We start from the raw sequence: 24,079 nt of genomic DNA on the forward strand, positions 1-24,079 counted from the left end.
GCCTCTCCGGGAGAAAATTTTTCTCTCATCGAGCCATTATACACTGATTAAAGCAACCTCTTTTTCCTGCCAGTGCCTTACACTGTGGCGATTAAATTTTGCGGAAACTTAGCATGCAAACGCCCTGGATTCGTCACGCTATTAACGAAATTAACGCTGATTTTCAGCGCTCTGCCGACACCCATCTGATTCGCTTTAACCTGGATGATTTTCCCGGCATTGGTTTTTACCTGAAAGATGAAAGCACCCATCCGAGTGGTAGCCTGAAACATCGTCTGGCGCGTTCGCTGTTTTTGTACGGCCTGGCCAATGGTTGGATCCGCCAGGGAACACCAATTATTGAAGCCTCTTCCGGCAGCACTGCGGTTTCAGAAGCCTATTTTGCGCGTTTGCTGGGGCTGCCATTTATTGCCGTGATGCCCGCCAGCACGGCTAAACGTAAAATCGAGTTGATCCGCTTTTATGGTGGGGAGTGTCATTTCGTGACCGATCCCTGCCAGTTGTATAGCGAATCGGAACGACTGGCGCGTGAGTTGAACGGCCATTTTATGGATCAGTTTACCTATGCTGAGCGTGCCACTGACTGGCGCGGCAATAACAACATCGCCGAGAGCATCTTTCGCCAGATGGCGCATGAACCTTGCCCGGTGCCACATACCCTGATTATGAGTGCGGGTACGGGCGGAACCTCCGCCACCCTCGGGCGTTATATCCGTTATCAGGGCTATGACACCCGACTGCTGGTGGTCGACCCTGAGCACTCGGTGTTTTTTGATTTCTGGCACAGCCGCGAGCGCGGACTGAGTAGCGATCGCGGCAGCATGATTGAAGGCATTGGCCGTCCACGCGTTGAACCGTCGTTTTTACCCGATGTGATTGACGAGATGATCAAGGTGCCGGATGCCGCAACCGTTGCTGCCATGCTAAAGCTGGAACAGATTCTCGGCCGTCGTCCGGGAGCCTCCACTGGCACCAATTTCTGGGGTATGTTGCAGGTGGCGAAACGTATGCGTGAACGGGGTGAACAAGGTTCGCTGGTAACGATACTGTGCGACAGCGGCGAACGCTATCCGGATACCTATTACAACGCGGAATGGGTCGCGCAGCAGATTGGCGATATCCAGCCGTGGCAGCGAGAGATGCAATAAAAAACCGGACATCCTGTCCGGTTCACTGCAAGCCTCAGCATTCGGGGGAATAATCGAGGTGTGGTGTGGTCATCCAGTGATTTAAATAGTGAGACACAGCCTGTGTCTCGCAACGTCCAATAACCGGCAAATGCGGCAACTCCGCTTTCAATTGAGGCATGGCATTGCCCATGATGAAACCGTTGCCGACACGGTCCAGCATTTCGCGATCGTTCATGGCATCGCCAAACGCCATACAATCGGCAAGCGACAGGGAAAGATGCTGGCATAGTCGCGCCAGAGCCGCTCCTTTGTGACAATCCAGCGGTAAGACTTCCAGGCAATCCCAGGCAGAAAAACAGATATTCGCGCGTTCACCCAATGCCGCATCCAGTTCGGTTTTCAGTAAACACAACGTCTCATGCGGGGCAATAAAACAGATCTTGGTGACTTCATGCGCCGACATACGTTGCAGATCACGCAGTTGATAGTGGAAGCCGCTCATTACATGCGCTTCCCGCACCCAGGGCAGCGGTTTGTCGGTAAACCAGCCTTCATCATTGAAAATATGAATGGTCGCAGGTGTTTGCCAGTGGCGATGAATCACCTCTTCGGCGATAGAAGGCGGCAGATCGCAGCCATATAACTGTTTGCCATCCAGATCGTGTACGCGGGTACCATTGCCGGTAATCAGCCAGGCGGGTAGCGTGATTTGCTCACGCACCACCGGCTGCATATCCAGCAAATGACGTCCGGTAGCAAACGCCAGCGTGACGTCACGTTGATGCAGGGCATGCAAACTGGCGAGAGTTTCTGTACCCAGGCGATGAGTCGGCAGCAGGAGCGTACCGTCCATATCAAATGCCGCGAGGCGGGCCATGCGAGTTCTCCTGTCGGTGTGATACTCCCACTATCGCCTGGTAATTGCGGAACTAATAGTGAATACTTTTCGAAAACTGTTCCGGGTTTAGGCGATGCGGCAACTTCATCGGGTCAATCAATTCCAGCGGCTCTGGCAACTTAGCCAGGGTGCTCCCCAGCAACTGAGTGTTTCAGCCATGGCACAGCACTGCTTTTGCAGCGAACGCCATATTCGCACCCTGCTGCGCCAGTGGCAGGACGCGGGCTGGCTGCGTTGGCAGGGTGCTGCGGGGCGCGGAAAACAGGGAATCCTGACCTTTCTCACGTCACCGGAACAGCTACGCCAGCAACTTTTGCAGCAGCAACTCGCCGCAGGCGAAGCGGTGCAGGCATTGCAGGTGCTGGATGTGCAACCCGATCATCTGTTGAACATGTTGCGTCCGTTGATGGGCGGTCAGTGGCTTAACCAGGCTCCGGTACTACGCATTCCCTACTATCGTGCCCTTGAACCCTTGCGCCCGCTGAGAATAACCGGACGTGCCGAACAGCATCTGGCGCGCCAGATTTTCTCTGGTCTGACACGCTTCAACGGCGACGATGTCGTGGGTGATTTGGCTCACCACTGGCAACATGACGCCACGGGCTGTGACTGGTTTTTCTGGTTGCGCCCGCAATTAAGCTGGCATAACGATGAACCGCTGTATGCCGCACAACTGGTCACGCAGTTTAACAAGATCCGCCATAGTACTCCGGGGTTGCGACTGCTTGCCTCGGTGGAAAGTATCACTGCGCCCCATCCACTGGCGCTACGTATTCACCTGCGTCACAGTGACTACTGGCTGCCGCAACGGCTGGCGCACCAATACTGCCTGTTGCCACATCCTGAACGTGATGACATCGGTAGCGGTGCATGGAAACTGACGCATTTCGCCGCTGAGCTGGTACGACTGGAAAGTCATGCGCGCTGGCATCTGCAACGACCATTGATTCAGGCGGTTGAATACTGGATCACCCCCCAACTGTTTGATCGCACCCTGGGCACCAGTTGCCGCCATCCGGTACAAATCGCCATTGGCGATCCTGACGAGCTGGATACACTGCGCCCGGTCGATCGCAGCATCAGTCTGGGATTCTGTTATCTGGCTCCCCGTCTCTCAGCACGCCTGAGTACTGCGCAGGCTAAAACCTTAATTGCCCTGATTCAGCGAAGTGGCATGATCCAACAGTTGCCGCTGGATGAAGGCTTGATCACTCCCAGCCAGGAGTTGCTGCCAGGCTGGCCGGTGCCTGCCTCGGAAGAAACGCTGGTCATACTGCCTGCTGCACTCACCTTGCATTATCATCTGCCAGTGGAATTACATGTGATGGCGGAAGCCCTGAAGCCGCTATTAGCTGCGCAGGGCTGCCAGCTGACTTGCATATTTCATGACGTCAAAAGTTGGCGCGATGAACGTGAACTGGCCGAAGCCGATCTGGTGATGGGCGATCGCCTGATTGGTGACGCGCCGCTGTTTACCCTCGTAAGCTGGCTGGAGAACGATCCGCTATGGCAGCCACTCCGGGGAACGCAAAGTGCGATCCATTTACGTCAGCATCTGCGCGAAATTGCGCAACAACAGGACCCGGGGCAGCGTGCTATTCTTAGCCACCAGCTGTTTGAGCAACTGATGCGCGCCGGGTATCTACTGCCGTTATTTAATTATCGCTATCAAATCTCTGCCCCTCCCGGCGTGGAAGGCATTCAACTTAACAGCCTGGGCTGGTTCGACTTTACCCGCGCGTGGATCCCTCCTCCCGCCGCAGTCGATACTGTTCATCACACAGCTGAGCCATTACCATAAGGGCTGGGTTTTATACGGAAGAAAAGATGAAAAGAGCCGTTGTAGTATTCAGTGGCGGACAAGACTCCACCACCTGTTTAATTCAGGCGTTGCAGCAGTATGATGAAGTGCATTGCGTCACCTTTGATTATGGCCAGCGTCATCGCGAAGAAATTGAGGTTGCGGCCGAACTGGCAAAGAAACTTGGCGCACGCGCGCATAAGGTGCTGGATGTAACGCTGCTGAACGAATTGGCGGTCAGCAGCCTGACGCGTGATAACATCCCGGTGCCGACCTATGATCCCAACGCCAGCGGCCTGCCGAGTACTTTCGTGCCGGGACGCAACATTCTGTTTTTAACGCTGGCCTCGATTTATGCATACCAGGTGGAAGCCGAAGCCGTCATCACCGGGGTGTGTGAAACCGATTTTTCCGGTTACCCTGACTGTCGCGATGAATTCGTCAAAGCGTTGAATAACGCCGTCAGCCTGGGCATGGCGCGCAATATTCGTTTCGAAACGCCGCTGATGTGGCTCAACAAAGCGGAAACATGGGCACTGGCGGATTACTGGCAACAGTTGCCACTGGTGCGTGCAGAAACCCTGACCTGCTATAACGGCGTCAAAGGTGACGGTTGTGGCGAATGTGCTGCCTGCCATCTGCGCGCCCGTGGTCTGGCAGATTATCAGGCTAATGCCTCAGCCATCATGGCGCAGATGAAACAAAAAAGCGGGCTGGCCTGATCCCGCTTCACCCTGCTGGCGTCGCTGACGCCAGCCTCTCGTCATACCATTAATGCCGCCAGCCGTTCGCGTAACTCCCCTTCCATTGGCACTGCTTTTTGCGTACGCAGGTCAATGCAGACAAAGGTTAATGCCGCATCGGCAACCGGTGAACCATCGCCGGCTAACAACACCCGCTGTGAAATAACGCCACTCTTGCCATTCAACTGCGCTATCTCACTCTCAATCGTCAGCACGTCGCCCAGCACTGCCGGGCGGCGATAGTTAATGTTGATATTCACCACCACAAAAGCGAGCTTCTGCTGTACCAGCCAGTTGAACGCATCGACATCCTCTAGCCATTGCCAGCGCGCCTCCTCCAGAAACTCCAGGTAACGCGCATTGTTTACGTGCTGATAGACGTCAAGATGGTAACCGCGCACTTTGATCGTGGTCTGCATTATTGCTCCTGATTACGCTGTGAATGACAACTGGTTGGACCTGTTGAGCATAGCACAGCGTAAATACAGGTTGACCTCATCCTTCCTGAGTCGCGAGCTTTCTCACAGTTTCAGGCGGGCGCTGTTACGCTCAACCAACGCGCTACCGATACCTGGCACCTCCTTTAATTGCTCAATTGCGGTAAATGGGCCGTATTGTTCGCGATAACTAACGATAGACTGGGCTTTCTTCAGGCCAATACCATTCATTGCAGCTGCAAGTTCTTCTGCGCTTGCCTGATTGATGCTGACCTGTCCTTCCGCTGGCGGTGATACCTGCGTTGCCTGTGTCTCACTGGGGCTTTCTGCCGCTGCCAGACTGGTGGAACACACCGTACCGCCAAGGGCCAGCGAGAAGAATAAGACCTGAAAAGTTTGTTTGATCATGCTGTGTCTCTCCTTGTGTTTAACAGCAGAGGCAGAGTGTCACAGCACAGAATCAGGCTCAAAAGCCGAATCTCAGAAATGGAAAAGGCCGCATAAGCGGCCTTTGTCTGTTTCAACCATTCTGATTTTTTTGCGAGGCTTACTGCATTTGTGCGGCTGCGCCGTACTTGATCTTGGCCTCTTTGCGCAGGTTTTCCAGCAGGGCTTCGAAGGCGATTTGCGCGTTATTCTGCGTCACACCTTTCACCATCTGGTCAATCTGCGGTTGTGGCATGCTGCCAGTGCTGACTTTATCCAGTGCCACCAGTACCACATTACCCTGCATGTCTTCGCTCACGCCCCATGACGGTTTGTTGTCAACCGGCTGCGGCAGGTTGAATGCAGACTGTGCAACCGGGTCCTGCGCATTGCGATCGACGGTTTTGCTGGCGCTCAGCGTCAGACCGGCGGCTTGCAGCACATCCTGCTTACCGGCGTTGAGATCGGCCAGCAACTTATTCGCCTGCTCTTTCGCCTGCTGAGTTGCTTTATCATGCTTCAGGGTATCGGCGATTTGTGCTTTGACCTGATCCAGCGGTTTGACTGCTTCAGGTTTGTGCTCGCTGATACGCAGGACAAACGCGCGGTCGCCATCCACTGAGATGATGTCGGAGTTATTACCCGGCGCACCATTCTGTCCGACTAAGCCACCGTTGAAAATGGCTTGTTTAACCGCGTCGAAATCCAGGTCCTGCGGCACGCTATCCTGACTGAACCAGTCAGTTTCAACCACTTTCAGGCCAGAAGCCTCTGCTGCGCCTGCCAGTGATTCATTGTCATTGCTGGCGGCTTCGCTGACCTTCTGTTGCATTTTATAGAAGGCATCAACCGCTTTTTCCTGCTTCACTTTTTCAGCAACTGCATCGTGCACTTCTGACAGCGGCTTAACCTGCTCCGGCTGGATATCATCCAGACGGGCAATCAGGAAACCAACCGAGGATTTGATCACACCTGAAAGCTGGCCTTTCTCGGTCAGATTGGCATTTTTTAGTTCATCCGGCGTGGTGTTCGGTTCCAGCCAGCCCATGTCGCCGCCTTTACGGGCAGAGATTGGGTCGATGGATTTGCTTTTCGCCAGGGTAGCGAAATCTTCGCCTTTTTTCAGCGCATCCAACACGGCATTGGCATCCGCTTCAGTTTTGGTCTGAATGACACTGTAGCGGTTACGTTGCGGCTGCGAGTAGTCGGCTTTGTGTTGATCAAACCAGCTCTGAATATCCGCTTCGCTGGCGTTTTCCTGCAAGCTCGCCGCATCCATCTTGATATAGCTGACGCGGAACTGCTCCGGTGCCATAAAGCTGCTTTGATGCTGTTGATAGTACTGGCTGATTTCGTCATCGGTGGTTGTTTGTTTCGCCGCCAATGCATTGACATCAATGATGGCCTGACGAATTTCGCGCTGCTGCGCCACCAGATCAACCAGCTTGCTGGTTTCGCCTTTAAGCATAAAGTCGGTGTTTGCTACGGCATTGATCAGTTGCTGGTTTGCCAGCTGTTTACGCAGCGCTTCAGCGTATTGATCGGCAGTGAAGCCCATGCTGGTAATCAGACCGTTGTATTTGGCGTTGTCGAACTTACCATTGGTCTGGAAAGCCTGCTGATTGAAAATCGCATCCCTGACCTGATCGTCACTGATACCCATGTGCAGATCTTTGATGTACTGATCGAGCAAAGCCTGGTCAATCAGCTGAGAAAGGGCCTGCTGACGCATCTGCTGCATGTAGCCTTCATTACTGGCCAGCTGAGAGAATTGGTCGCCCAGCATCTGCTGCTGACGATTCCGCTCAGTGTTGAACGCCTGCTCCAGCTCTCCACGACTGATCTCATGTCCGTTAACTTTGGCAGCATAATCACTGTTACCGCCAATCAGGTAGTTACCCACCCCAGTCAGAACAAAGGACAGGATAATCAATCCCAGAATGATTTTGAGCACGACGTGATTACCCGCCGCACGTAAATTGTCCATCATGGTATGACAACACTCCGCTGTAGTGTGAATGTAAAGCTCTGACACGATGTCATCATCGCGCAACTGCAATTCAGGCTGGCAGCTGACAACCCTGCGGAGACAACAGCCAAAGGGGCCATTTGCTGCGCATCAGAATAAAAAAAGGCACATCAAAATTGATGTGCCCGTATGTTACATGAGAACGGCTTTTGCGTCCTCAATCCGCTGAAGAAAATGCTTCAACGGATGTGACAGCGGTCATTAATTGACAGCGTCTTTCAGTGCTTTGCCAGCACGGAAGCCCGGCACTTTACCAGCCGGAATGGTGATTTCTTTACCGGTTTGCGGGTTACGGCCTGTGCGAGCAGCACGCTCACGAACAGAGAATGTACCGAAACCAACCAATGCCACTTCATCACCGCCTTTCAGCGCGTCAGAAACGGAACCCATGAATGCATCTAATACACGTCCAGCTGCTGCCTTAGAAATATCCGCATCTGCAGCAATTTTGTCGATCAACTGTGACTTATTCACTCTATTCATCCCCTCTTTTATTATTCACATCGCATCCGCGCTTCCCGCCGGATACGAACGCGCAGCCAGTTATATCAAGCCTGTTGAGCCGAAACAACGGTATTCGTCTTAATCGTTGATCCAGCAGCCCCCTAACTTAGCGGCACAAAAAAAGGCTGGCAAGCACCATTTCGCCTGCCCGCCTCGCTTTTTAACGGTTTTTGCCGTTAATCACTATTTTGCCGTCGCAACCTGCATACCGTAAGGGGCATTTTCCAATGCCAGGTTCAGCACTTCTTCAATGCGTTTCACCGGATGAATGGTCAAATCGGCGATCACGTTCTGCGGAATTTCTTCCAGATCGCGTTTGTTCTCGTCCGGGATCAACACCGTTTTGATGCCACCACGATGCGCTGCCAGCAGTTTTTCTTTCAAACCACCGATTGGCAGCACCTGACCACGCAAAGTGATCTCACCGGTCATTGCCACATCAGAACGCACCGGATTACCTGTCAGGCAGGACACCAGCGCGGTACACATCGCGATACCCGCGCTAGGACCATCTTTCGGTGTGGCACCTTCTGGCACATGCACATGGATATCACGTTTCTCATAGAAATCACCGTTGATACCCAATTTCTCTGCACGCGCACGCACAACAGTCAATGCTGCCTGGATTGACTCCTGCATCACTTCACCCAGCGAACCGGTGTAAGTCAGTTTACCCTTGCCCGGAACACAGGCGGTTTCGATGGTCAGCAAGTCACCGCCCACTTCCGTCCACGCCAAACCGGTTACCTGACCAACACGGTTTTCGCTATCCGCGCGACCGTAATCAAAGCGTTGAACCCCAAGGAAATCTTTGAGGTTATCACCGTTGATGGTGATGTGTTTTTTCGCTTTGTCCATCAGCAGCGCTTTCACAGCTTTACGGCACAGTTTGGAGAGTTCACGTTCCAGACTACGCACGCCCGCTTCACGAGTGTAGTAGCGAATGATGCCCATAATGGCGCTATCATCAACGCTGATTTCTTTCTCTTTCAGCGCGTTACGTTCAATCTGTTTCGGCAGCAGGTGCTGTTTGGCGATGTTCAGTTTTTCATCTTCGGTATAACCAGACAGACGAATCACTTCCATACGGTCCAGCAGCGGTGCCGGGATGTTCATCGAGTTTGAGGTCGCCACAAACATCACGTCTGACAGATCGTAATCCACTTCCAGATAGTGATCGTTAAACGCAATGTTCTGCTCCGGATCCAGCACTTCAAGCAGTGCCGAAGCCGGATCACCACGCATGTCGGACGACATTTTGTCGATTTCATCCAGCAGGAACAGCGGGTTTTTCACCCCCACTTTCGCCATTTTCTGGATCAATTTGCCCGGCATTGAACCGATGTAAGTACGGCGATGTCCACGAATCTCTGCTTCATCACGCACCCCACCCAACGCCATACGGACATATTTACGGCCAGTTGCTTTCGCAATCGACTGACCCAGCGAGGTTTTACCTACCCCCGGCGGTCCGACCAGGCACAGAATCGGCCCTTTGATTTTGCTGACACGGCTCTGGACCGCAAGATATTCAAGGATGCGGTCTTTGACACGCTCCAGACCGTAATGGTCGGTATCCAGCGTTTCCTGCGCTTTACGCAGGTCTTTTTTCACCTTGCTGCGCGCGTTCCACGGTACCTGCACCATCCAGTCGATGTAGCCACGTACCACGGTCGCTTCTGCTGACATCGGCGACATCATTTTCAGCTTCTGCAATTCCGCTTCGGCTTTTTCACGCGCTTCGGTCGGCATTTTCGCCGCTTCAATTTTGCGTTTCAGCGCTTCATATTCGTCAGGCGCATCATCCATCTCGCCCAGCTCTTTCTGAATCGCCTTCATTTGCTCATTGAGGTAATACTCGCGCTGGCTTTTTTCCATCTGCTTTTTCACGCGGTTGCGAATACGCTTCTCAACCTGTAGCAGATCGATTTCTGACTCCATCATCGCCATCAGATATTCCAGACGCTCATTGACGTCGGACATCTCCAGCACCGATTGTTTGTCGGCCAGTTTCAACGGCATATGTGCCGCAACGGTGTCAGCCAGACGGGCTGCATCGTCAATACTGTTAAGTGAGGTCAAAACCTCAGGAGGAATTTTTTTATTAAGCTTGATGTAGCCTTCAAACTGATTGATGGCCGTACGGACCAGCACTTCCTGCTCGCGCTCCTCGATTTCGGGCGAGATCAGATACTCAGCCTGGGCAACGAAGTGGTCACCATTATCTGCCAGCGTGGTGATATGTGCGCGCTGCAAACCTTCAACCAGCACTTTAACCGTACCATCCGGCAGCTTCAGCATTTGCAATACCGAAGCGACGGTCCCTACAGAGAAGAGATCGTTAATACCAGGTTCATCCGTTGAAGCCTCTTTCTGTGCAACCAGCATGATCTTCTTATCATGATCCATCGCGGCTTCGAGGCACCGAATCGATTTTTCCCGACCCACAAACAACGGAATTACCATGTGCGGATAAACCACTACGTCGCGCAGAGGCAACACAGGGATTTCAATGCGTTCAGAACGCTCAGGATTCATAGAGCTCTCTCTTAGTTTAATGTCCGCCAGGTGATGGGAACCGCCTGATCACAATCAATATGCAGTTAAACCCACAGGATATTGAGTATATGGGGATGCTTATCCGACATTCAATGTCACAGGCGTGAGAAAAACAAAAGGGGAAAGATTTTCCCCTTTTATAAGATAACAACGTGGTTTAATTGTTTATTTATTCGCCAGAGGCTTGAGCTTCATGCTTTCCGTAGATCAACATTGGCTCGGACTGGCCATCAATCACTGACTCATCAATCACCACTTTTTCGACGTCTTCCATTGAAGGCAGGTCGTACATGGTTTCGAGTAAGGCAGCTTCAACAATCGAACGCAGACCACGCGCACCGGTTTTGCGTGACATTGCTTTTTTGGCAATCGCCGTTAACGCTTCGTCACGGAACTCCAGCTCAACGCCTTCCAGGTTAAACAATGCCTGGTACTGTTTGGTCAGGGCGTTTTTCGGCTCACGCAGAATCTGGATCAGGGCTTCTTCACTCAGTTCATTCAGCGTTGCCACGACGGGCAGACGGCCAATAAACTCAGGAATCAGACCGAACTTGATCAAATCTTCCGGCTCTACCTGAGACAGCAGTTCACCTTCGCTCGCTTTCTGCGATTTGCCTTTCACCGTTGCGCCAAAACCAATGCCTGAACCGGTTTCTGTGCGCTGAGAAATCACTTTGTCGAGACCGGCGAAAGCACCACCACAGATAAACAGGATTTTTGAGGTATCAACCTGCAAAAACTCCTGCTGCGGATGCTTACGACCACCCTGCGGCGGCACGGCTGCCACGGTACCTTCGATCAGTTTCAGTAACGCCTGCTGTACGCCCTCGCCCGATACGTCACGGGTGATAGACGGGTTGTCCGACTTACGTGAAATCTTGTCGATTTCATCAATGTAGACAATACCGCGCTGGGCTTTCTGCACATCGTAATCGCATTTTTGCAGCAGCTTCTGAATGATGTTTTCCACATCCTCGCCCACGTAACCCGCTTCGGTCAGCGTGGTGGCGTCGGCCATGGTGAATGGTACATCCAGTAAGCGTGCCAGCGTTTCCGCCAGCAGGGTTTTACCGCTACCGGTTGGACCGATCAGCAGAATGTTACTTTTACCCAGTTCGATGCCATTGCTGGTGTCACCATTGCGCAAGCGTTTGTAGTGGTTATATACCGCTACAGCCAGCACCTTTTTCGCCTTTTCCTGCCCGATAACATAATCATCGAGATGATGGCGGATTTCATGCGGCGTCGGTAGTGCACTGCGCTCGCGATGCGGGGCGACTTCTTTAATCTCTTCGCGAATGATGTCGTTACATAAATCGACACATTCGTCGCAGATATACACTGACGGCCCGGCAATCAGCTTACGCACTTCATGCTGGCTTTTGCCGCAAAAAGAGCAGTACAGCAACTTACCTGAACCGTCTTTGCGCTTATCTGTCATCAGCTAACCTCTTTTCATTCTCGGGCCATACGGGCGTACGGCAATGGCCGCACGTTACGGCCGATATTCATTCAACTCATCTGCCTGTTGTCCAGTTAACTATAGCCCAGGGACCCGGCAGATGTGTCTTATTGGCGATGCGTCAGAATAGAATCGACCAGGCCATACTCTACCGCTTCACTGGCAGAGAGGAAACGATCACGCTCGGTGTCACGCTCAATCTGCTCCAGCGATTTACCGGTGTGTTCAGCCATCAATTCATTCATACGCTGCTTCACTTTCAGAATCTCACGCGCATGGATCTCAATGTCCGTTGCCTGCCCTTGATAGCCACCCAGCGGCTGGTGGATCATCACGCGTGAGTTAGGCAAGCAAAAGCGTTTGCCTTTGGTGCCTGCCGTCAGCAGGAACGCGCCCATTGAACAGGCCTGGCCCATACAAATGGTGCTAACGTCCGGCTTAATGAATTTCATTGTGTCATAAATTGACATACCGGCGGTAATCACACCACCCGGTGAGTTAATGTAGAGGTAGATGTCCTTCTCAGGATTCTCCGCTTCCAGAAACAGCATCTGCGCCACGATCAGGTTAGCCATATGATCTTCAACCTGGCCGGTCAGAAAGATCACACGCTCTTTGAGCAGGCGGGAATAGATGTCGTAAGAACGCTCGCCACGCGAGGTTTGTTCGACCACCATTGGCACCAGCGCCATGTGCGGTGCAGTAAATTCACGATCGCCACTGTATGACATTACCGTCTCCTGGATAAATTTCGTTGGCAACATTCTGTACCGATTTTACGTGAGACGCGCGATGAAAACTATGCGCTGCCTCCTCACTCCGACACCAACAGGACGGTTAATCAGCCAGTTTCACTGTCTTCATGCATTCTCCCTGTATCTGGGGATGCTGCCCAGTTATTTCAAGCATAACAACCTTTTCCCTATTCGCTAACACGGAAAAAGAGCTTATCGGATAATTTGCCGGTTAATTAATCAAATAGAAGACAAATCCAGACTTTTCAGCGTGAGAAAATAAAAAAAGCCCGCGACATTTTGTCGCGGGCTTCGCACTTCGTGTTAACTAACGAATCAGGCCGAAGCGGTCTGGTTCATCAGTTCCTGGAAGTTGGTGGCTTTTTCGGTCACTTTCGCTTTTTCCAGCACCGCTTCAACCGCTTGCTCTTCCAGCGCAACGTTGCGCATGTTGTTCATCAGCTCGTTGTTCTTGCTGTAGAACTCGATCACTTCCTGCGGATCTTCGTAGGCAGAAGCCATCTCTTCGATCAGCGCTTTAACGCGGTTTTCATCAGCCTGCAGTTCGTTGGTGCGAATTACTTCGCCCAGCAGCAGACCAACAACAACGCGGCGTTTCGCCTGCTCTTCGAACAGCTCGCGCGGCAGTTCCAGCGCTTGCTTCTCGTTGCCACCGAAACGCTGAGCCGCCTGGCGACGCAGAACATCGATTTCGCTGTCAATCAGTGCAGCCGGTACGTCGATAGCGTTGGCATTAACCAGGCCGTCGATCGCCTGAGACTTCAGACGGTTACGGATTGCACCTTTCAGCTCGCGTTCCATGTTCTTACGCACTTCAGTACGCAGGCCCGCAACTGAACCATCTTCCACGCCAAAACGCTTGATGAATTCTTCGGTCAGTTCCGGCAGTTCGCGTACTTCAACTTTCTTCAGTACGATTTCGAACTTCGCGTCTTTACCTTTCAGGTTTTCCGCGTGGTAGTCGTCCGGGAATTTCACGTCGATGGTGAAGGTTTCACCCGCTTTGTGACCCACAACGCCATCTTCAAAACCTGGGATCATACGGCCCTGGCCCATTGCCAGTACGAAGTCAGAGGCTTTACCACCTTCAAACTCTTCGCCGTCAACAGAACCGGTGAAGTCGATGGTCGCGCGATCTTCAGCACCAGCCGCTGCATCGCTCTCTTTCCAGGTCGCCTGCTGCTTACGCAGGGTTTCCAGCATGGTATCGACGTCAGCGTCGGTCACTTCAACAACCGGCTTCTCAACTTCGATGGCGTCGAGACCTTTCAGCTCAACTTCCGGGTAGACTTCAAATTCTACGGTGTAGGTGAAGTCTTCACCCAGCTTGTACTCGCCTGGCACGTAGTTCGGTGCGCCAGCCGGGTTGATTTTCTCTTTAATGATGGCGTCAACAAAGTTGCGCTGCATCAGATCGCCCAGCACGTCCTGGCGAACAGAAGCACCGTAGCGCTGCGCTACGATCTGCATCGGCACTTTGCCTTTACGGAAACCATCGATACGGACTTTCTTCGCCACATCCACCAGTTCTTTCTTCACTGCGCTTTCGATGCTGTCAGCTGCAACAGTAATCGTAATGCGACGGCCCAGACCCTGAGTGGTTTCTACTGAAACTGTCATCTTGCTACCTCAAAAAATCGCGTGCTCGGTCAACTTCAGACACCACACATATGAAATGCGCCGTATCCAACTAGCGGGAGGGCATCTGCTGACAGAACCTGTTCCCTGTTGTCAGAAGCTCCCGAAGACATTCCGGAAAAATAGACGCCGCATTATAGCGGCATCATACAGGCTAGTCGAGGCTGCAAAGTCACCACTTTTGAACGACTTTGCTGCTTTTTTGCGCCGCAGATCGCGTTTAAGCGTAAATAAGGAAGTGAAAACGGCCCGCAGGCCGTTTTTTTAGGCAGGTGAAGTGAGAAGAATCAGGCGAGCGTACCCGCACCACGGCAATTGGGGGAAGCCAGTACCGTATCCTGTAAACCATCCCACTCTTTTTGTGTGTAGGTATGCAGTGCCAGCGCATGCACTCCTCCGGCAAACTCTGCCGTCAGCTCGCTATAGATGGAGCGATGGCGAGCCAGAAAACGCTGGCCGGTAAAGCGGTCACTGACGATCACCACTTTGAAGTGACTTTCAGAACCAGCAGGCACGTTATGACGGTAGCTCTCATCATGCACTTCGAGGTGTGCAGGTTCGAACGCCTTACGCAGCTTTTCTTCTATTTCTTCGCGAATCATTGGTAACACTCCTCTACGGCGAGCGCTGTGCCTCATCTGTTTAAATATTAGTAGGTTTTTCGCCATTTCCGCAGGGAAGCAGGAAAAAATAATACCGGGTGTGCATCTTAACCATACTGTCACCCAGGTCAACGCCGGTTTATCTCCATCCATCTGAAAAAACCCTTTACAATCAATTTCCACTGGCATAGGGCTTTTTTCACACTCACGCAATGCTATGATGGCCGCAGTTTTGCAAACCAACCCATATACCGCTAATGAGAATGAGTATGTTGAAAAAACTGTTATTTCCTCTGCTGGCTGCCTTAATTTTGGCCGGCTGTGCCAGCAATAATACAACGCTGAATATTCAACCAAAAATTCAGCTGCCGCAGCAGGACCCAAGCCTGATGGGCGTGACTGTCAGTATCAATGGTGCCGATCAGCGTAGCGACCAGGCGCTGGCTAAAGTCAACCGCGATGGTCAGTTGGTCACCCTGACGCCGTCGCGTGATATGCGTTTCCTGTTACAGGAAGTGCTGGAGAAACAGATGACCGCACGAGGCTATATGGTTGGCCCGAACGGTGCGGTTGATCTGCAAATCGTAGTCAATGGCCTGTATGCCGATGTTACCCAGGGCAACGTGCGTTACAGCATTACCACTAAAGCGGATATTTCTATTATTGCTACCGCAAAAAATGGTAACAAGCAGGTCAAAAACTACCGCCAGACCTATAGTGTAGAAGGCGCCTTCACTGCAACGAATGACAAAATTACTAACGCGGTTAACTCTACGTTAAGTGACGTAATCTCTGATATGGCGCAAGATACGAGCGTCCACAATTTCATTAAACAGAACGCCCGCTAATTCCGTCGCTCTTCGCCCGGTCATTGCTGGCCGGGTTTCACTTCAGGTTCGTTATGACTTCTCACTATCTGCGCATTTTTACCCAACGTAATGCTGCCGTTTTGCTGTTACTGGGCTTCGCCTCCGGACTTCCGCTGGCGTTAACCGCTGGCACGTTGCAGGCGTGGATGACCGTTGAGAACATCGACCTGAAAACCATTGGTTTCTTCTCCCTTGTTGGCCAGGCCTACGTCTTTAAGTTCCTGTGGTCACCCATGATGGACCGATATACGCCGCCGTTCCTCGGTCGGCGTCGCGGCTGGTTGCTGGTCACGCAGTTGTTGTTGATCGGCGGCATCGTGGCAATGGGCTTTATGCAGCCCGCCCGGGATTTAACGCTGCTGGCCGCAGTAGCGGTGTTGGTTGCGTTCTGTTCTGCCTCGCAAGATATTGTGTTTGATGCCTGGAAAACCGACATCTTACCGCCCGAAGAACGCGGCAGCGGTGCAGCCATTACCGTTTTAGGCTACCGCCTCGCGATGCTGATCTCCGGCGGTCTTGCGTTGTGGCTGGCCGATCGTTATCTCGGTTGGCAGGCCACTTACTGGTTGATGGCCATACTGATGTTGCCAGGTCTGATCGCGACCTTGCTGGCTAAAGAACCTGAAGTTCCGGCGAATGAGCCTCGTAATTTGCGCCAGGCCGTCTCGTTGCCGCTGAAAGATTTCTTCCAGCGCAATAATGCCTGGCTACTGATTACGCTTATCATCCTTTATAAGCTGGGCGATGCTTTTGCCGCCTCACTCACCACGACCTTTCTGATCCGTGGCGTTGGCTTTAATCCGGGCGATGTTGGCCTGGTCAACAAAACGCTTGGGCTGCTGGCAACCATCATTGGTGCTTTGTATGGCGGTGTGCTGATGCAACGCCTGAGTCTGTTCCGGGCGCTGATGATCTTTGGCCTGTTGCAGGCGGTATCGAATTTTGCGTACTGGCTACTGGCGGTAACACCGCCTCATTTATGGAGCATGGCAGGGGCGGTATTTATTGAGAACCTGTGCGGCGGTATGGGGACAGCCGCCTTTGTCGCGCTGCTGATGACACTGTGCAACAAATCATTCTCTGCGACACAGTTTGCCCTGCTTTCCGCACTTTCCGCTGTGGGTCGAGTGTATGTCGGGCCAGCCGCAGGCTGGTTAGTGGAACTCTGGGGATGGCCAACATTCTATGCCTTTACCGTCGTTGCAGGTTTGCCTGGTCTGCTTCTGCTGTGGGTGTGCCGTAACACGCTGAATGCAATCCAGCAAAGCGGCGAATTTCTCCCCCGCAGCCAGTGGCAACAAGGGTATCGCTGGACGGTGCGTTTGTTTAGCCTTGGCTGCGCCATGCTGGCGGTCTGGCTGCTGGCGTTGGCGCTGAGCGCCACAGGATTCTGGCAACCCGGTAATCTACTGGCTCACCTGTTTGAAGTGGGAATGGGCCTGGCGTTGATCGCGGTGGCATTCGGGGTGACTCTTGATTGCCTCGCATTGCGAAAACACCCTCAGGTAAAAACCCATCAGGTTTAGCCGCTATATTCTTGTCGTCGAATTAATTGACTAAAAAATATCAGCGACTAAATTTTATCGGATAGCATTTTTTTACAACGCAAAAAAGAAACATTAAATTAACAATTGCCGTGAATATTAAAAACCGGTGAGCAATTATTTTGTAGATTTATTATCGCAAAAATGATGCAAAATTGTTAAATAAATGGGTATTAAAAGTACGGTTTATGCTTTCCCTGATTTTACTGCGGTTTCTATCATTTGATTTTGTTATAATAATGCCAACTGCTTGTCTGCGTTAATAATTTGTCACCCTGCGCAACATCTGTGACACCCTTAGCAAAAGGTGTCAACAGCCTTCTGACACATCCTTAAGCTGGTTTACACTGCATAAACCTTCCCGTAAAATGCGCGCACACTTAAACGACAATAGAGCCCTTTGTCATTGAGGTCGTTAAATGAGACTCAGGAAATACAATAAAAGTTTGGGGATTTTGTCATTAATTGCAGGCGCTGTATTACTCAGTGGCTGCGATAGTGCGTTGTTAAATCCCAAAGGACAGATTGCACTGGAGCAACGTTCGTTGATTCTGACAGCTTTTGGCTTGATGTTGATCGTCGTAATCCCGGCAGTCTTTATGGCGGTGTTTTTTGCCTGGAAATATCGGGCAACCAATACCAATGCGAAGTATAGCCCCAACTGGTCACACTCTAACAAAGTGGAAGCCGTGGTCTGGACCATTCCGATCCTGATCATTCTCTTCCTCGGCGTTCTGACCTGGAAATCAACCCACGCGCTGGAGCCGAGCAAACCGCTGGCCTCTGACGTCAAACCGGTTGAGATCGACGTTGTCGCGCTGGACTGGAAATGGCTGTTTATTTACCCGGACCAGGGTATTGCAACCGTTAACCAGCTTGCCTTCCCGGCAAATACTCCGGTCAGCTTCAAGATCACCTCCAACTCCGTCATGAACTCCTTCTTTATTCCTACGCTGGGTAGTCAGATCTACGCGATGGCGGGCATGCAGACCAAACTGCACCTGATCGCCAACGAGCCGGGAATTTTCGACGGTATGTCTGCTAACTTCAGTGGTCGCGGTTTCTCTGGCATGAAGTTCAAAGCCATTGCCACCAAAGACGACGCGGAATTCCAGCAGTGGGTAGCCAAAGTGAAAGCGGCTCCAGACACGCTGACCACCATGGATGATTTCGAAAAACTGGCTGCGCCAAGCGAAAATCACCCGGTGGAATATTTCTCTACGGCCAATCCTGAACTGTTCAAACAAGTTATTGATAAGTTCAAGATGAGCCACGGGAAGATGGACATGCCAGAGCACGAAGGCATGGACATGAGTCACGCCGCTTCCGCGGGAGCCGAGGAATAATACGATGTTCGGAAAATTAACACTGGATGCAGTGCCGTACCATGAGCCGATTATCATGGTCACGGTTGCCGGTATCATCATAGGTGGTCTGGCTATCATTGCCGCCATCACCTACTTTGGTAAATGGCAATATCTCTGGTCTGAATGGCTGACGTCAATCGACCACAAAAAACTGGGTATCATGTACATCATCATGGCATTCGTCATGCTGCTGCGTGGCTTTGCTGATGCAGTCATGATGCGTACCCAACAGGTGATGGCTTCCGCCGGGGAAGCAGGCATACTACCACCGCACCACTACGACCAGATCTTCACCGCCCACGGCGTGATTATGATCTTCTTCGTGGCGATGCCTTTCGTGGTAGGTCTGATGAACGTTGCGGTTCCGCTGCAAATTGGTGCACGCGACGTTGCCTTCCCGTTCCTGAACAACCTGAGCTTCTGGTTCACTGCGATCGGTGTGATTCTGGTTAACCTGTCTCTGGGTGTGGGCGAGTTCGCGCAGACTGGCTGGCTGGCCTATCCGCCGCTTTCGGGTGCGGAGTACAGTCCTGGCGTCGGGGTCGATTACTGGATCTGGAGTCTCCAGCTATCCGGTATCGGGACCACGTTAACCGGTATCAACTTCTTCGTGACCATTCTGAAGATGCGTGCACCGGGCATGGACCTGTTCAAAATGCCGGTATTCACCTGGGCTGCTCTGTGTACTAACGTCCTGATCATCGCTGCGTTCCCGGTACTGACCGTAACGCTGGCACTGTTGACCCTCGACCGTTACCTCGACTTCCATTTCTTCACTAACGAAATGGGCGGTAACATGATGATGTACGTCAACCTGATTTGGGTCTGGGGTCACCCGGAAGTATACATCCTTGTCCTGCCGGTGTTTGGTGTCTTCGCTGAAGTCACTGCCACCTTCTCGAAAAAGCGTCTGTTTGGTTACACCTCTCTGGTGTGGGCGACCATCGCCATTACCGTACTGTCGTTCATCGTTTGGCTGCACCACTTCTTCACCATGGGTGCCGGTGCCAACGTTAACGCCTTCTTCGGTATCATGACGATGATCATCGCGATTCCGACCGGCGTGAAAATCTTCAACTGGCTGTTCACCATGTATCAGGGTCGTATCGAGTTCCACTCAGCAATGCTGTGGACCATCGGCTTCCTGGTAACCTTCTCCATTGGTGGTATGACAGGTGTTCTGCTGGCGGTACCGGGTGCGGACTTCGTTCTGCATAACAGCCTGTTCCTGATCGCGCACTTCCACAACGTTATCATCGGTGGTGTGGTGTTCGGTTGTATGGCTGGTGTGACTTACTGGTTCCCGAAAGCCTTCGGCTTTACCCTGAACGAAACCTGGGGCAAACGCGCCTTCTGGTTCTGGATCATCGGGTTCTTCGTAGCGTTTATGCCGCTGTATGCGCTGGGCTTCATGGGTATGACCCGTCGTGTTAGCCAGGACATCGACCCGCAGTTCCACTCACTGCTGGTGGTTGCGGCTTGCGGTGCTGCGCTGATTGCCTGTGGCATCCTGTGTCAGCTGATCATGTTCTACGTTTCTGTGCGTGACCGCGACCAGAACCGTGATCTGACCGGTGACCCGTGGGGTGGTCGTACGCTGGAGTGGGCAACCTCTTCACCGCCGCCGTTCTACAACTTTGCTGTAATCCCGCACGTTCACGAGCGCGATGCTTTCTGGGAAATGAAAGAGAAAGGCGAAGCGTATCAGCAGCCGGCTAAATATGAAGAAATTCATATGCCGAAAAACAGTGGTGCTGCCATTGTTATCGCTGCCTTCGGTACGATTTTCGGCTTCGCGGCTATCTGGCACATCTGGTGGCTGGTGGTTGTTTCCTTCCTGGGCATGATCATCTCCTGGATTGTGAAGAGCTTCGATGAAGACGTGGATTACTACGTACCGGTTGCGGAAATCGAGCAGATCGAGAAGAAGCACTTTGACGAAATCAGCAAAGCAGGTCTGAAATAATGTCAACTCAAACTGTGACGACACACCACCACGACGCCCATGCGGAGCATGGGCATCACGATGCAGGAGCCAATAAGATCTTTGGCTTCTGGATCTACCTGATGAGTGACTGCATTATCTTCGCAACGCTGTTTGCGACCTATGCAGTTATGGTCAACAACACTGCCGGTGGCCCGGCAGGTAAAGACATCTTCGAACTGCCGTTTGTACTGGTAGAAACCGCGCTGCTGCTGCTCAGCTCCATTACCTATGGTATGGCAGTGATCGCGATGAACAACCAGAACAAGGGCGCGGTCATCAGCTGGTTAGCGTTGACCTTCCTGTTCGGTGCCGGATTTATCGGGATGGAAATCTATGAATTCCATCACCTGATCATGGAAGGCTTCGGTCCAAACCGTAGCGGCTTCCTGTCCGGATTCTTTACGCTGGTTGGGACGCACGGTCTGCATGTGACCTCTGGTCTGATCTGGATGGCAGTGCTGATGTTCCAGATCTCCAAGCGTGGTCTGAGCGCCACTAACCGCACCCGTATCATGTGCCTGAGCCTGTTCTGGCACTTCCTGGATGTGGTGTGGATCTGCGTATTTACCATTGTTTACCTGATGGGGGCCATGTAATGAGTCATTCAGCAACCGAACATGGTGCATCACACGGTAGCGTGAAGTCCTACATGATCGGCTTCATCCTGTCGATCATCCTGACGGCGATCCCGTTCTGGATGGTGATGGATGGCGGCGCCTCTAAAGGCACCATTCTGGCTGTCGTTCTGGTGTGTGCGGTGGTTCAGGTGCTGGTGCACCTGGTCTACTTCCTTCACCTTGATAGCAAATCTGAGGGTGGCTGGAACATGGTGGCCATTGTCTTTGCGGCCGTCATTATTTTGATTGTCGTAGTAGGCTCACTGTGGATTATGTGGAACCTCAACTACAACATGATGGTCCACTAAGAGTCGCCCATGATGATTAAGCAATACCTGCAAGTAACAAAACCAGGAATTATTTTCGGCAATTTAATTTCTGTGATCGGTGGATTCCTGCTGGCTTCGAAAGGCAGCATTGATTACACCTTGTTCGTCATCTCACTGGTGGGTGTATCGCTGGTTGTCGCATCAGGTTGTGTTTTCAACAACGTGATTGACCGCGATATCGATATCAAGATGGAGAGAACGCGGAATCGAGTGCTGGTTAAAGGCCTTATCTCGGCGAAAGTGAGCCTGGTTTATGCAACCGCATTAGGTATTGCTGGCTTTGCGTTGCTTTATTTCGGTGCTAACCCGCTGGCCATGTGGCTGGCGGTGCTGGGCTTCGTAGTCTACGTCGGCATTTACAGCCTCTATATGAAGCGTAATTCGGTCTACGGTACGCTGATTGGTAGCCTCTCTGGCGCAATGCCGCCAGTGATTGGTTACTGCGCGGTGACTAACGAGTTTGATGCTGGCGCGCTGATTTTGCTGGCGATCTTTAGCCTGTGGCAGATGCCGCACTCCTATGCGATTGCCATCTTCCGCTTTAAAGATTACCAGGCAGCGAACATCCCGGTTCTGCCGGTGGTGAAAGGCATCTCCGTGGCGAAAAACCATATTACGCTGTATATCCTGGCGTTTATGATTGCCACGCTGATGCTGTCGCTGGGCGGCTACGCTGGCTACAAATATCTGGTCGTTGCTGCGGCAGTGAGTGTCTGGTGGCTCGGGATGGCGCTTTCAGGTTACAAAACCTCAAACGATAAAGTTTGGGCGCGTAAACTGTTTGTCTTCTCCATTGTTGCTGTCACTGCTTTGAGCGTAATGATGTCGGTGGATTTTATGACCCCAGCGTCAAAAGATCTGCTGACTTACGTCTGGTAATTTAGCTCCGCAAATCCATGAAAGGGCGCGATTTTCGCGCCCTTTCTTTTTGTTACCATCGCTTAAAAACAATTGTTTTACCCGCCCTGCCCTGCTCCCTAGAATAAGTGCAGCAAATTAACAGAGGTTGCAATGAAAGATAATAAAATGACTCCGGTAGAGCTGCGTGCTACATGGGGTTTGGGTACGGTTTTTTCCCTGCGTATGCTGGGAATGTTTATGGTGCTGCCGGTGCTCACCACCTATGGCATGGCGCTACAGGGTGCCAGTGAAACATTAATTGGCCTGGCGATAGGTATCTATGGCCTGGCACAGGCGATCTTCCAGATTCCCTTTGGTTTACTCTCGGACCGTATCGGTCGTAAACCGCTGATTGTCGGTGGCCTGCTGCTGTTTGTTTTAGGTAGCGTAATTGCGGCTACCACCACCTCTATCTGGGGTGTCATTCTTGGTCGTGCCTTACAAGGCTCCGGCGCTATCGCCGCGGCCGTGATGGCCTTATTGTCCGATTTAACCCGTGAGCAGAACCGAACCAAAGCAATGGCTTTTATCGGCATCAGCTTCGGGGTCACTTTCGCTATTGCGATGGTTCTCGGTCCAATTGTCACCCATGCACTCGGCCTGCATGCATTGTTCTGGATGATTGCGATTCTGGCAAGCTGTGGCATTGTGATTACGCTGCTGGTGGTGCCCAATGCCCCAAACCATGTGCTGAACCGTGAGTCCGGCATGGTGAAAGGCAGCATCCGCGCGGTACTGACCAATTCACGCCTGGTGAAACTGAATATTGGTATCCTGTGTCTGCACATCCTGCTGATGTCGAGCTTCGTGGCGCTGCCCGGCCAGTTTGAACAAGCTGGATTCCCGGCCTCCGAGCACTGGAAAGTGTATCTGGTGACCATGCTGGTTTCCTTTGTCAGCGTCATCCCGTTCATTATTTATGCCGAAGTCAAACGCCGCATGAAACGAGTGTTTGTCAGTTGTGTCGGATTGATTGTGGTGGCGGAAATCGTACTGTGGGGAGCAGGCAGCCACTTCTGGACGCTGGTGATTGGCGTGCAGCTGTTCTTCCTGGCCTTCAACCTGATGGAAGCGATTCTGCCGTCCTTAATCAGTAAAGAATCTCCGCCGGGTTATAAAGGCACGGCGATGGGCATCTACTCCACCAGCCAATTCCTCGGCGTCGCCATTGGCGGCAGCATGGGCGGTTGGGTATTTGGTCATTTTGATGCACAAACGGTGTTTCTGGTGGGTGCGGTGGTCGCGGCGATTTGGCTGTTTATCAGCATGTCGATGCAGGAACCCCCTTATGTCAGCAGCCTGCGTATTGTCCTGAGCGATGCGGTGCTGGCAGTTCCCAATCTGGAGAAACGTCTGAAAGCCCAGCCCGGTGTTGCGTCGGTGTTTATCGTGCCGGAAGAGAAAAGCGCCTACATCAAGATAGACAGTAAAGTGACGAGCCGCGTTGAACTGGAAGCGCTGCTCGCCAGCAGTTAAAACCAA

The 24,079-nt window shown here is 52.2% G+C and carries 21 protein-coding genes; 11 read left to right on the forward strand and 10 right to left on the reverse strand.

Features of this window, described 5'->3' with window-relative positions; genetic code table 11:
- Window positions 1-113: 113 nt before the first annotated feature.
- A complete protein-coding gene (locus tag L579_RS19225) occupies window positions 114-1,148 on the forward strand; it encodes a PLP-dependent cysteine synthase family protein (protein WP_021185833.1) in 1,035 nt (344 codons plus the stop codon).
- Window positions 1,149-1,182: 34 nt separating this feature from the next.
- Here the strand turns inward: L579_RS19225 and cof are convergent, their stop codons facing one another.
- Window positions 1,183-2,007 (reverse strand): HMP-PP phosphatase, encoded by an 825-nt coding sequence (cof, locus tag L579_RS19230; RefSeq protein ID WP_021185834.1) that lies wholly within the window; start codon window positions 2,005-2,007, stop codon window positions 1,183-1,185.
- 94 nt (window positions 2,008-2,101) lie between these two features.
- Between cof and L579_RS19235 the strand changes: the two genes are divergently transcribed.
- Window positions 2,102-3,829: an SgrR family transcriptional regulator gene (locus tag L579_RS19235; RefSeq protein ID WP_036627523.1), complete on the forward strand. Its 1,728-nt coding sequence runs from the start codon at window positions 2,102-2,104 to the stop codon at window positions 3,827-3,829.
- Between the two features lie 26 nt (window positions 3,830-3,855).
- Window positions 3,856-4,551 carry a 7-cyano-7-deazaguanine synthase QueC gene (gene queC, locus L579_RS19240; RefSeq protein WP_021185836.1) on the forward strand — a complete coding sequence of 232 codons (696 nt, stop codon included), beginning with the start codon at window positions 3,856-3,858 and terminating at the stop codon, window positions 4,549-4,551.
- Window positions 4,552-4,592: 41 nt separating this feature from the next.
- Here the strand turns inward: queC and L579_RS19245 are convergent, their stop codons facing one another.
- The 9 genes from L579_RS19245 to bolA all read right to left on the reverse strand — a co-directional run bounded on the left by L579_RS19245 (window position 4,593) and on the right by bolA (window position 14,984).
- The gene (locus L579_RS19245) at window positions 4,593-4,991 is read right to left on the reverse strand and encodes an acyl-CoA thioesterase (protein WP_021185837.1); all 399 of its coding nucleotides are present in this window, start codon (window positions 4,989-4,991) and stop codon (window positions 4,593-4,595) included.
- Window positions 4,992-5,093: 102 nt separating this feature from the next.
- On the reverse strand, window positions 5,094-5,417 hold the full coding sequence (locus tag L579_RS19250) for a ComEA family DNA-binding protein (protein WP_021185838.1): 324 nt from the start codon (window positions 5,415-5,417) through the stop codon (window positions 5,094-5,096).
- 139 nt (window positions 5,418-5,556) lie between these two features.
- The gene (ppiD, locus tag L579_RS19255; protein WP_021185839.1) at window positions 5,557-7,425 is read right to left on the reverse strand and encodes a peptidylprolyl isomerase; all 1,869 of its coding nucleotides are present in this window, start codon (window positions 7,423-7,425) and stop codon (window positions 5,557-5,559) included.
- Window positions 7,426-7,665: 240 nt separating this feature from the next.
- Complete coding sequence (gene hupB, locus L579_RS19260; RefSeq protein ID WP_014606441.1) at window positions 7,666-7,938, reverse strand: nucleoid-associated protein HU-beta; 273 nt, start codon at window positions 7,936-7,938, stop codon at window positions 7,666-7,668.
- Window positions 7,939-8,151: 213 nt separating this feature from the next.
- The gene (gene lon / locus L579_RS19265) at window positions 8,152-10,506 is read right to left on the reverse strand and encodes an endopeptidase La (protein ID WP_013508136.1); all 2,355 of its coding nucleotides are present in this window, start codon (window positions 10,504-10,506) and stop codon (window positions 8,152-8,154) included.
- 190 nt (window positions 10,507-10,696) lie between these two features.
- Window positions 10,697-11,968 (reverse strand): ATP-dependent protease ATP-binding subunit ClpX, encoded by a 1,272-nt coding sequence (clpX, locus tag L579_RS19270; RefSeq protein ID WP_021185840.1) that lies wholly within the window; start codon window positions 11,966-11,968, stop codon window positions 10,697-10,699.
- A 128-nt stretch (window positions 11,969-12,096) separates the two neighbouring features.
- Window positions 12,097-12,720, reverse strand: coding sequence for an ATP-dependent Clp endopeptidase proteolytic subunit ClpP (gene clpP, locus L579_RS19275; protein WP_013508134.1), 624 nt, complete (start codon window positions 12,718-12,720; stop codon window positions 12,097-12,099).
- 339 nt (window positions 12,721-13,059) lie between these two features.
- On the reverse strand, window positions 13,060-14,364 hold the full coding sequence (gene tig, locus L579_RS19280; protein ID WP_021185841.1) for a trigger factor: 1,305 nt from the start codon (window positions 14,362-14,364) through the stop codon (window positions 13,060-13,062).
- 305 nt (window positions 14,365-14,669) lie between these two features.
- Window positions 14,670-14,984 carry a transcriptional regulator BolA gene (gene bolA / locus L579_RS19285; protein WP_013508132.1) on the reverse strand — a complete coding sequence of 105 codons (315 nt, stop codon included), beginning with the start codon at window positions 14,982-14,984 and terminating at the stop codon, window positions 14,670-14,672.
- A gap of 269 nt (window positions 14,985-15,253) precedes the next feature.
- Between bolA and L579_RS19290 the strand changes: the two genes are divergently transcribed.
- The 8 genes from L579_RS19290 to L579_RS19325 all read left to right on the forward strand — a co-directional run bounded on the left by L579_RS19290 (window position 15,254) and on the right by L579_RS19325 (window position 24,073).
- Window positions 15,254-15,832, forward strand: coding sequence for a lipoprotein (locus L579_RS19290; protein WP_021185842.1), 579 nt, complete (start codon window positions 15,254-15,256; stop codon window positions 15,830-15,832).
- Window positions 15,833-15,885: 53 nt separating this feature from the next.
- Window positions 15,886-17,379 carry a muropeptide MFS transporter AmpG gene (gene ampG / locus L579_RS19295; RefSeq protein ID WP_021185843.1) on the forward strand — a complete coding sequence of 498 codons (1,494 nt, stop codon included), beginning with the start codon at window positions 15,886-15,888 and terminating at the stop codon, window positions 17,377-17,379.
- 437 nt (window positions 17,380-17,816) lie between these two features.
- Window positions 17,817-18,743 carry a cytochrome o ubiquinol oxidase subunit II gene (cyoA, locus tag L579_RS19300; RefSeq protein ID WP_021185844.1) on the forward strand — a complete coding sequence of 309 codons (927 nt, stop codon included), beginning with the start codon at window positions 17,817-17,819 and terminating at the stop codon, window positions 18,741-18,743.
- Window positions 18,744-18,747: 4 nt separating this feature from the next.
- Window positions 18,748-20,730 carry a cytochrome o ubiquinol oxidase subunit I gene (gene cyoB / locus L579_RS19305; RefSeq protein ID WP_021185845.1) on the forward strand — a complete coding sequence of 661 codons (1,983 nt, stop codon included), beginning with the start codon at window positions 18,748-18,750 and terminating at the stop codon, window positions 20,728-20,730.
- Complete coding sequence (locus L579_RS19310; RefSeq protein WP_013508127.1) at window positions 20,730-21,347, forward strand: cytochrome o ubiquinol oxidase subunit III; 618 nt, start codon at window positions 20,730-20,732, stop codon at window positions 21,345-21,347. Before cyoB ends, L579_RS19310 begins: the two co-directional genes overlap by 1 nt.
- Window positions 21,347-21,676 (forward strand): cytochrome o ubiquinol oxidase subunit IV, encoded by a 330-nt coding sequence (locus tag L579_RS19315; protein ID WP_036627544.1) that lies wholly within the window; start codon window positions 21,347-21,349, stop codon window positions 21,674-21,676. Before L579_RS19310 ends, L579_RS19315 begins: the two co-directional genes overlap by 1 nt.
- 12 nt (window positions 21,677-21,688) lie before the next feature.
- The gene (cyoE, locus tag L579_RS19320; RefSeq protein WP_036627589.1) at window positions 21,689-22,576 is read left to right on the forward strand and encodes a heme o synthase; all 888 of its coding nucleotides are present in this window, start codon (window positions 21,689-21,691) and stop codon (window positions 22,574-22,576) included.
- 132 nt (window positions 22,577-22,708) lie between these two features.
- On the forward strand, window positions 22,709-24,073 hold the full coding sequence (locus L579_RS19325; RefSeq protein WP_021185848.1) for an MFS transporter: 1,365 nt from the start codon (window positions 22,709-22,711) through the stop codon (window positions 24,071-24,073).
- Window positions 24,074-24,079 lie beyond the last annotated feature (6 nt).

It is taken from the genome of Pantoea sp. AS-PWVM4, assembly GCF_000468095.1.
In the GTDB taxonomy this organism is placed as follows: Bacteria; Pseudomonadota; Gammaproteobacteria; order Enterobacterales; family Enterobacteriaceae; genus Pantoea; species Pantoea phytobeneficialis.

Coding starts and splice junctions, on each gene's coding strand:
- L579_RS19225 (WP_021185833.1), top strand. CDS start 114: ATGCAAACGCCCTGGATTCGTCACGCTATTAACGAAATTAACGCTGAT.
- cof (WP_021185834.1), bottom strand. CDS start 2,007: ATGGCCCGCCTCGCGGCATTTGATATGGACGGTACGCTCCTGCTGCCG.
- L579_RS19235 (WP_036627523.1), top strand. CDS start 2,102: ATGCGGCAACTTCATCGGGTCAATCAATTCCAGCGGCTCTGGCAACTT.
- queC (WP_021185836.1), top strand. CDS start 3,856: ATGAAAAGAGCCGTTGTAGTATTCAGTGGCGGACAAGACTCCACCACC.
- L579_RS19245 (WP_021185837.1), bottom strand. CDS start 4,991: ATGCAGACCACGATCAAAGTGCGCGGTTACCATCTTGACGTCTATCAG.
- L579_RS19250 (WP_021185838.1), bottom strand. CDS start 5,417: ATGATCAAACAAACTTTTCAGGTCTTATTCTTCTCGCTGGCCCTTGGC.
- ppiD (WP_021185839.1), bottom strand. CDS start 7,425: ATGATGGACAATTTACGTGCGGCGGGTAATCACGTCGTGCTCAAAATC.
- lon (WP_013508136.1), bottom strand. CDS start 10,506: ATGAATCCTGAGCGTTCTGAACGCATTGAAATCCCTGTGTTGCCTCTG.
- clpX (WP_021185840.1), bottom strand. CDS start 11,968: ATGACAGATAAGCGCAAAGACGGTTCAGGTAAGTTGCTGTACTGCTCT.
- clpP (WP_013508134.1), bottom strand. CDS start 12,720: ATGTCATACAGTGGCGATCGTGAATTTACTGCACCGCACATGGCGCTG.
- tig (WP_021185841.1), bottom strand. CDS start 14,364: ATGACAGTTTCAGTAGAAACCACTCAGGGTCTGGGCCGTCGCATTACG.
- bolA (WP_013508132.1), bottom strand. CDS start 14,984: ATGATTCGCGAAGAAATAGAAGAAAAGCTGCGTAAGGCGTTCGAACCT.
- L579_RS19290 (WP_021185842.1), top strand. CDS start 15,254: ATGTTGAAAAAACTGTTATTTCCTCTGCTGGCTGCCTTAATTTTGGCC.
- ampG (WP_021185843.1), top strand. CDS start 15,886: ATGACTTCTCACTATCTGCGCATTTTTACCCAACGTAATGCTGCCGTT.
- cyoA (WP_021185844.1), top strand. CDS start 17,817: ATGAGACTCAGGAAATACAATAAAAGTTTGGGGATTTTGTCATTAATT.
- cyoB (WP_021185845.1), top strand. CDS start 18,748: ATGTTCGGAAAATTAACACTGGATGCAGTGCCGTACCATGAGCCGATT.
- L579_RS19310 (WP_013508127.1), top strand. CDS start 20,730: ATGTCAACTCAAACTGTGACGACACACCACCACGACGCCCATGCGGAG.
- L579_RS19315 (WP_036627544.1), top strand. CDS start 21,347: ATGAGTCATTCAGCAACCGAACATGGTGCATCACACGGTAGCGTGAAG.
- cyoE (WP_036627589.1), top strand. CDS start 21,689: ATGATTAAGCAATACCTGCAAGTAACAAAACCAGGAATTATTTTCGGC.
- L579_RS19325 (WP_021185848.1), top strand. CDS start 22,709: ATGAAAGATAATAAAATGACTCCGGTAGAGCTGCGTGCTACATGGGGT.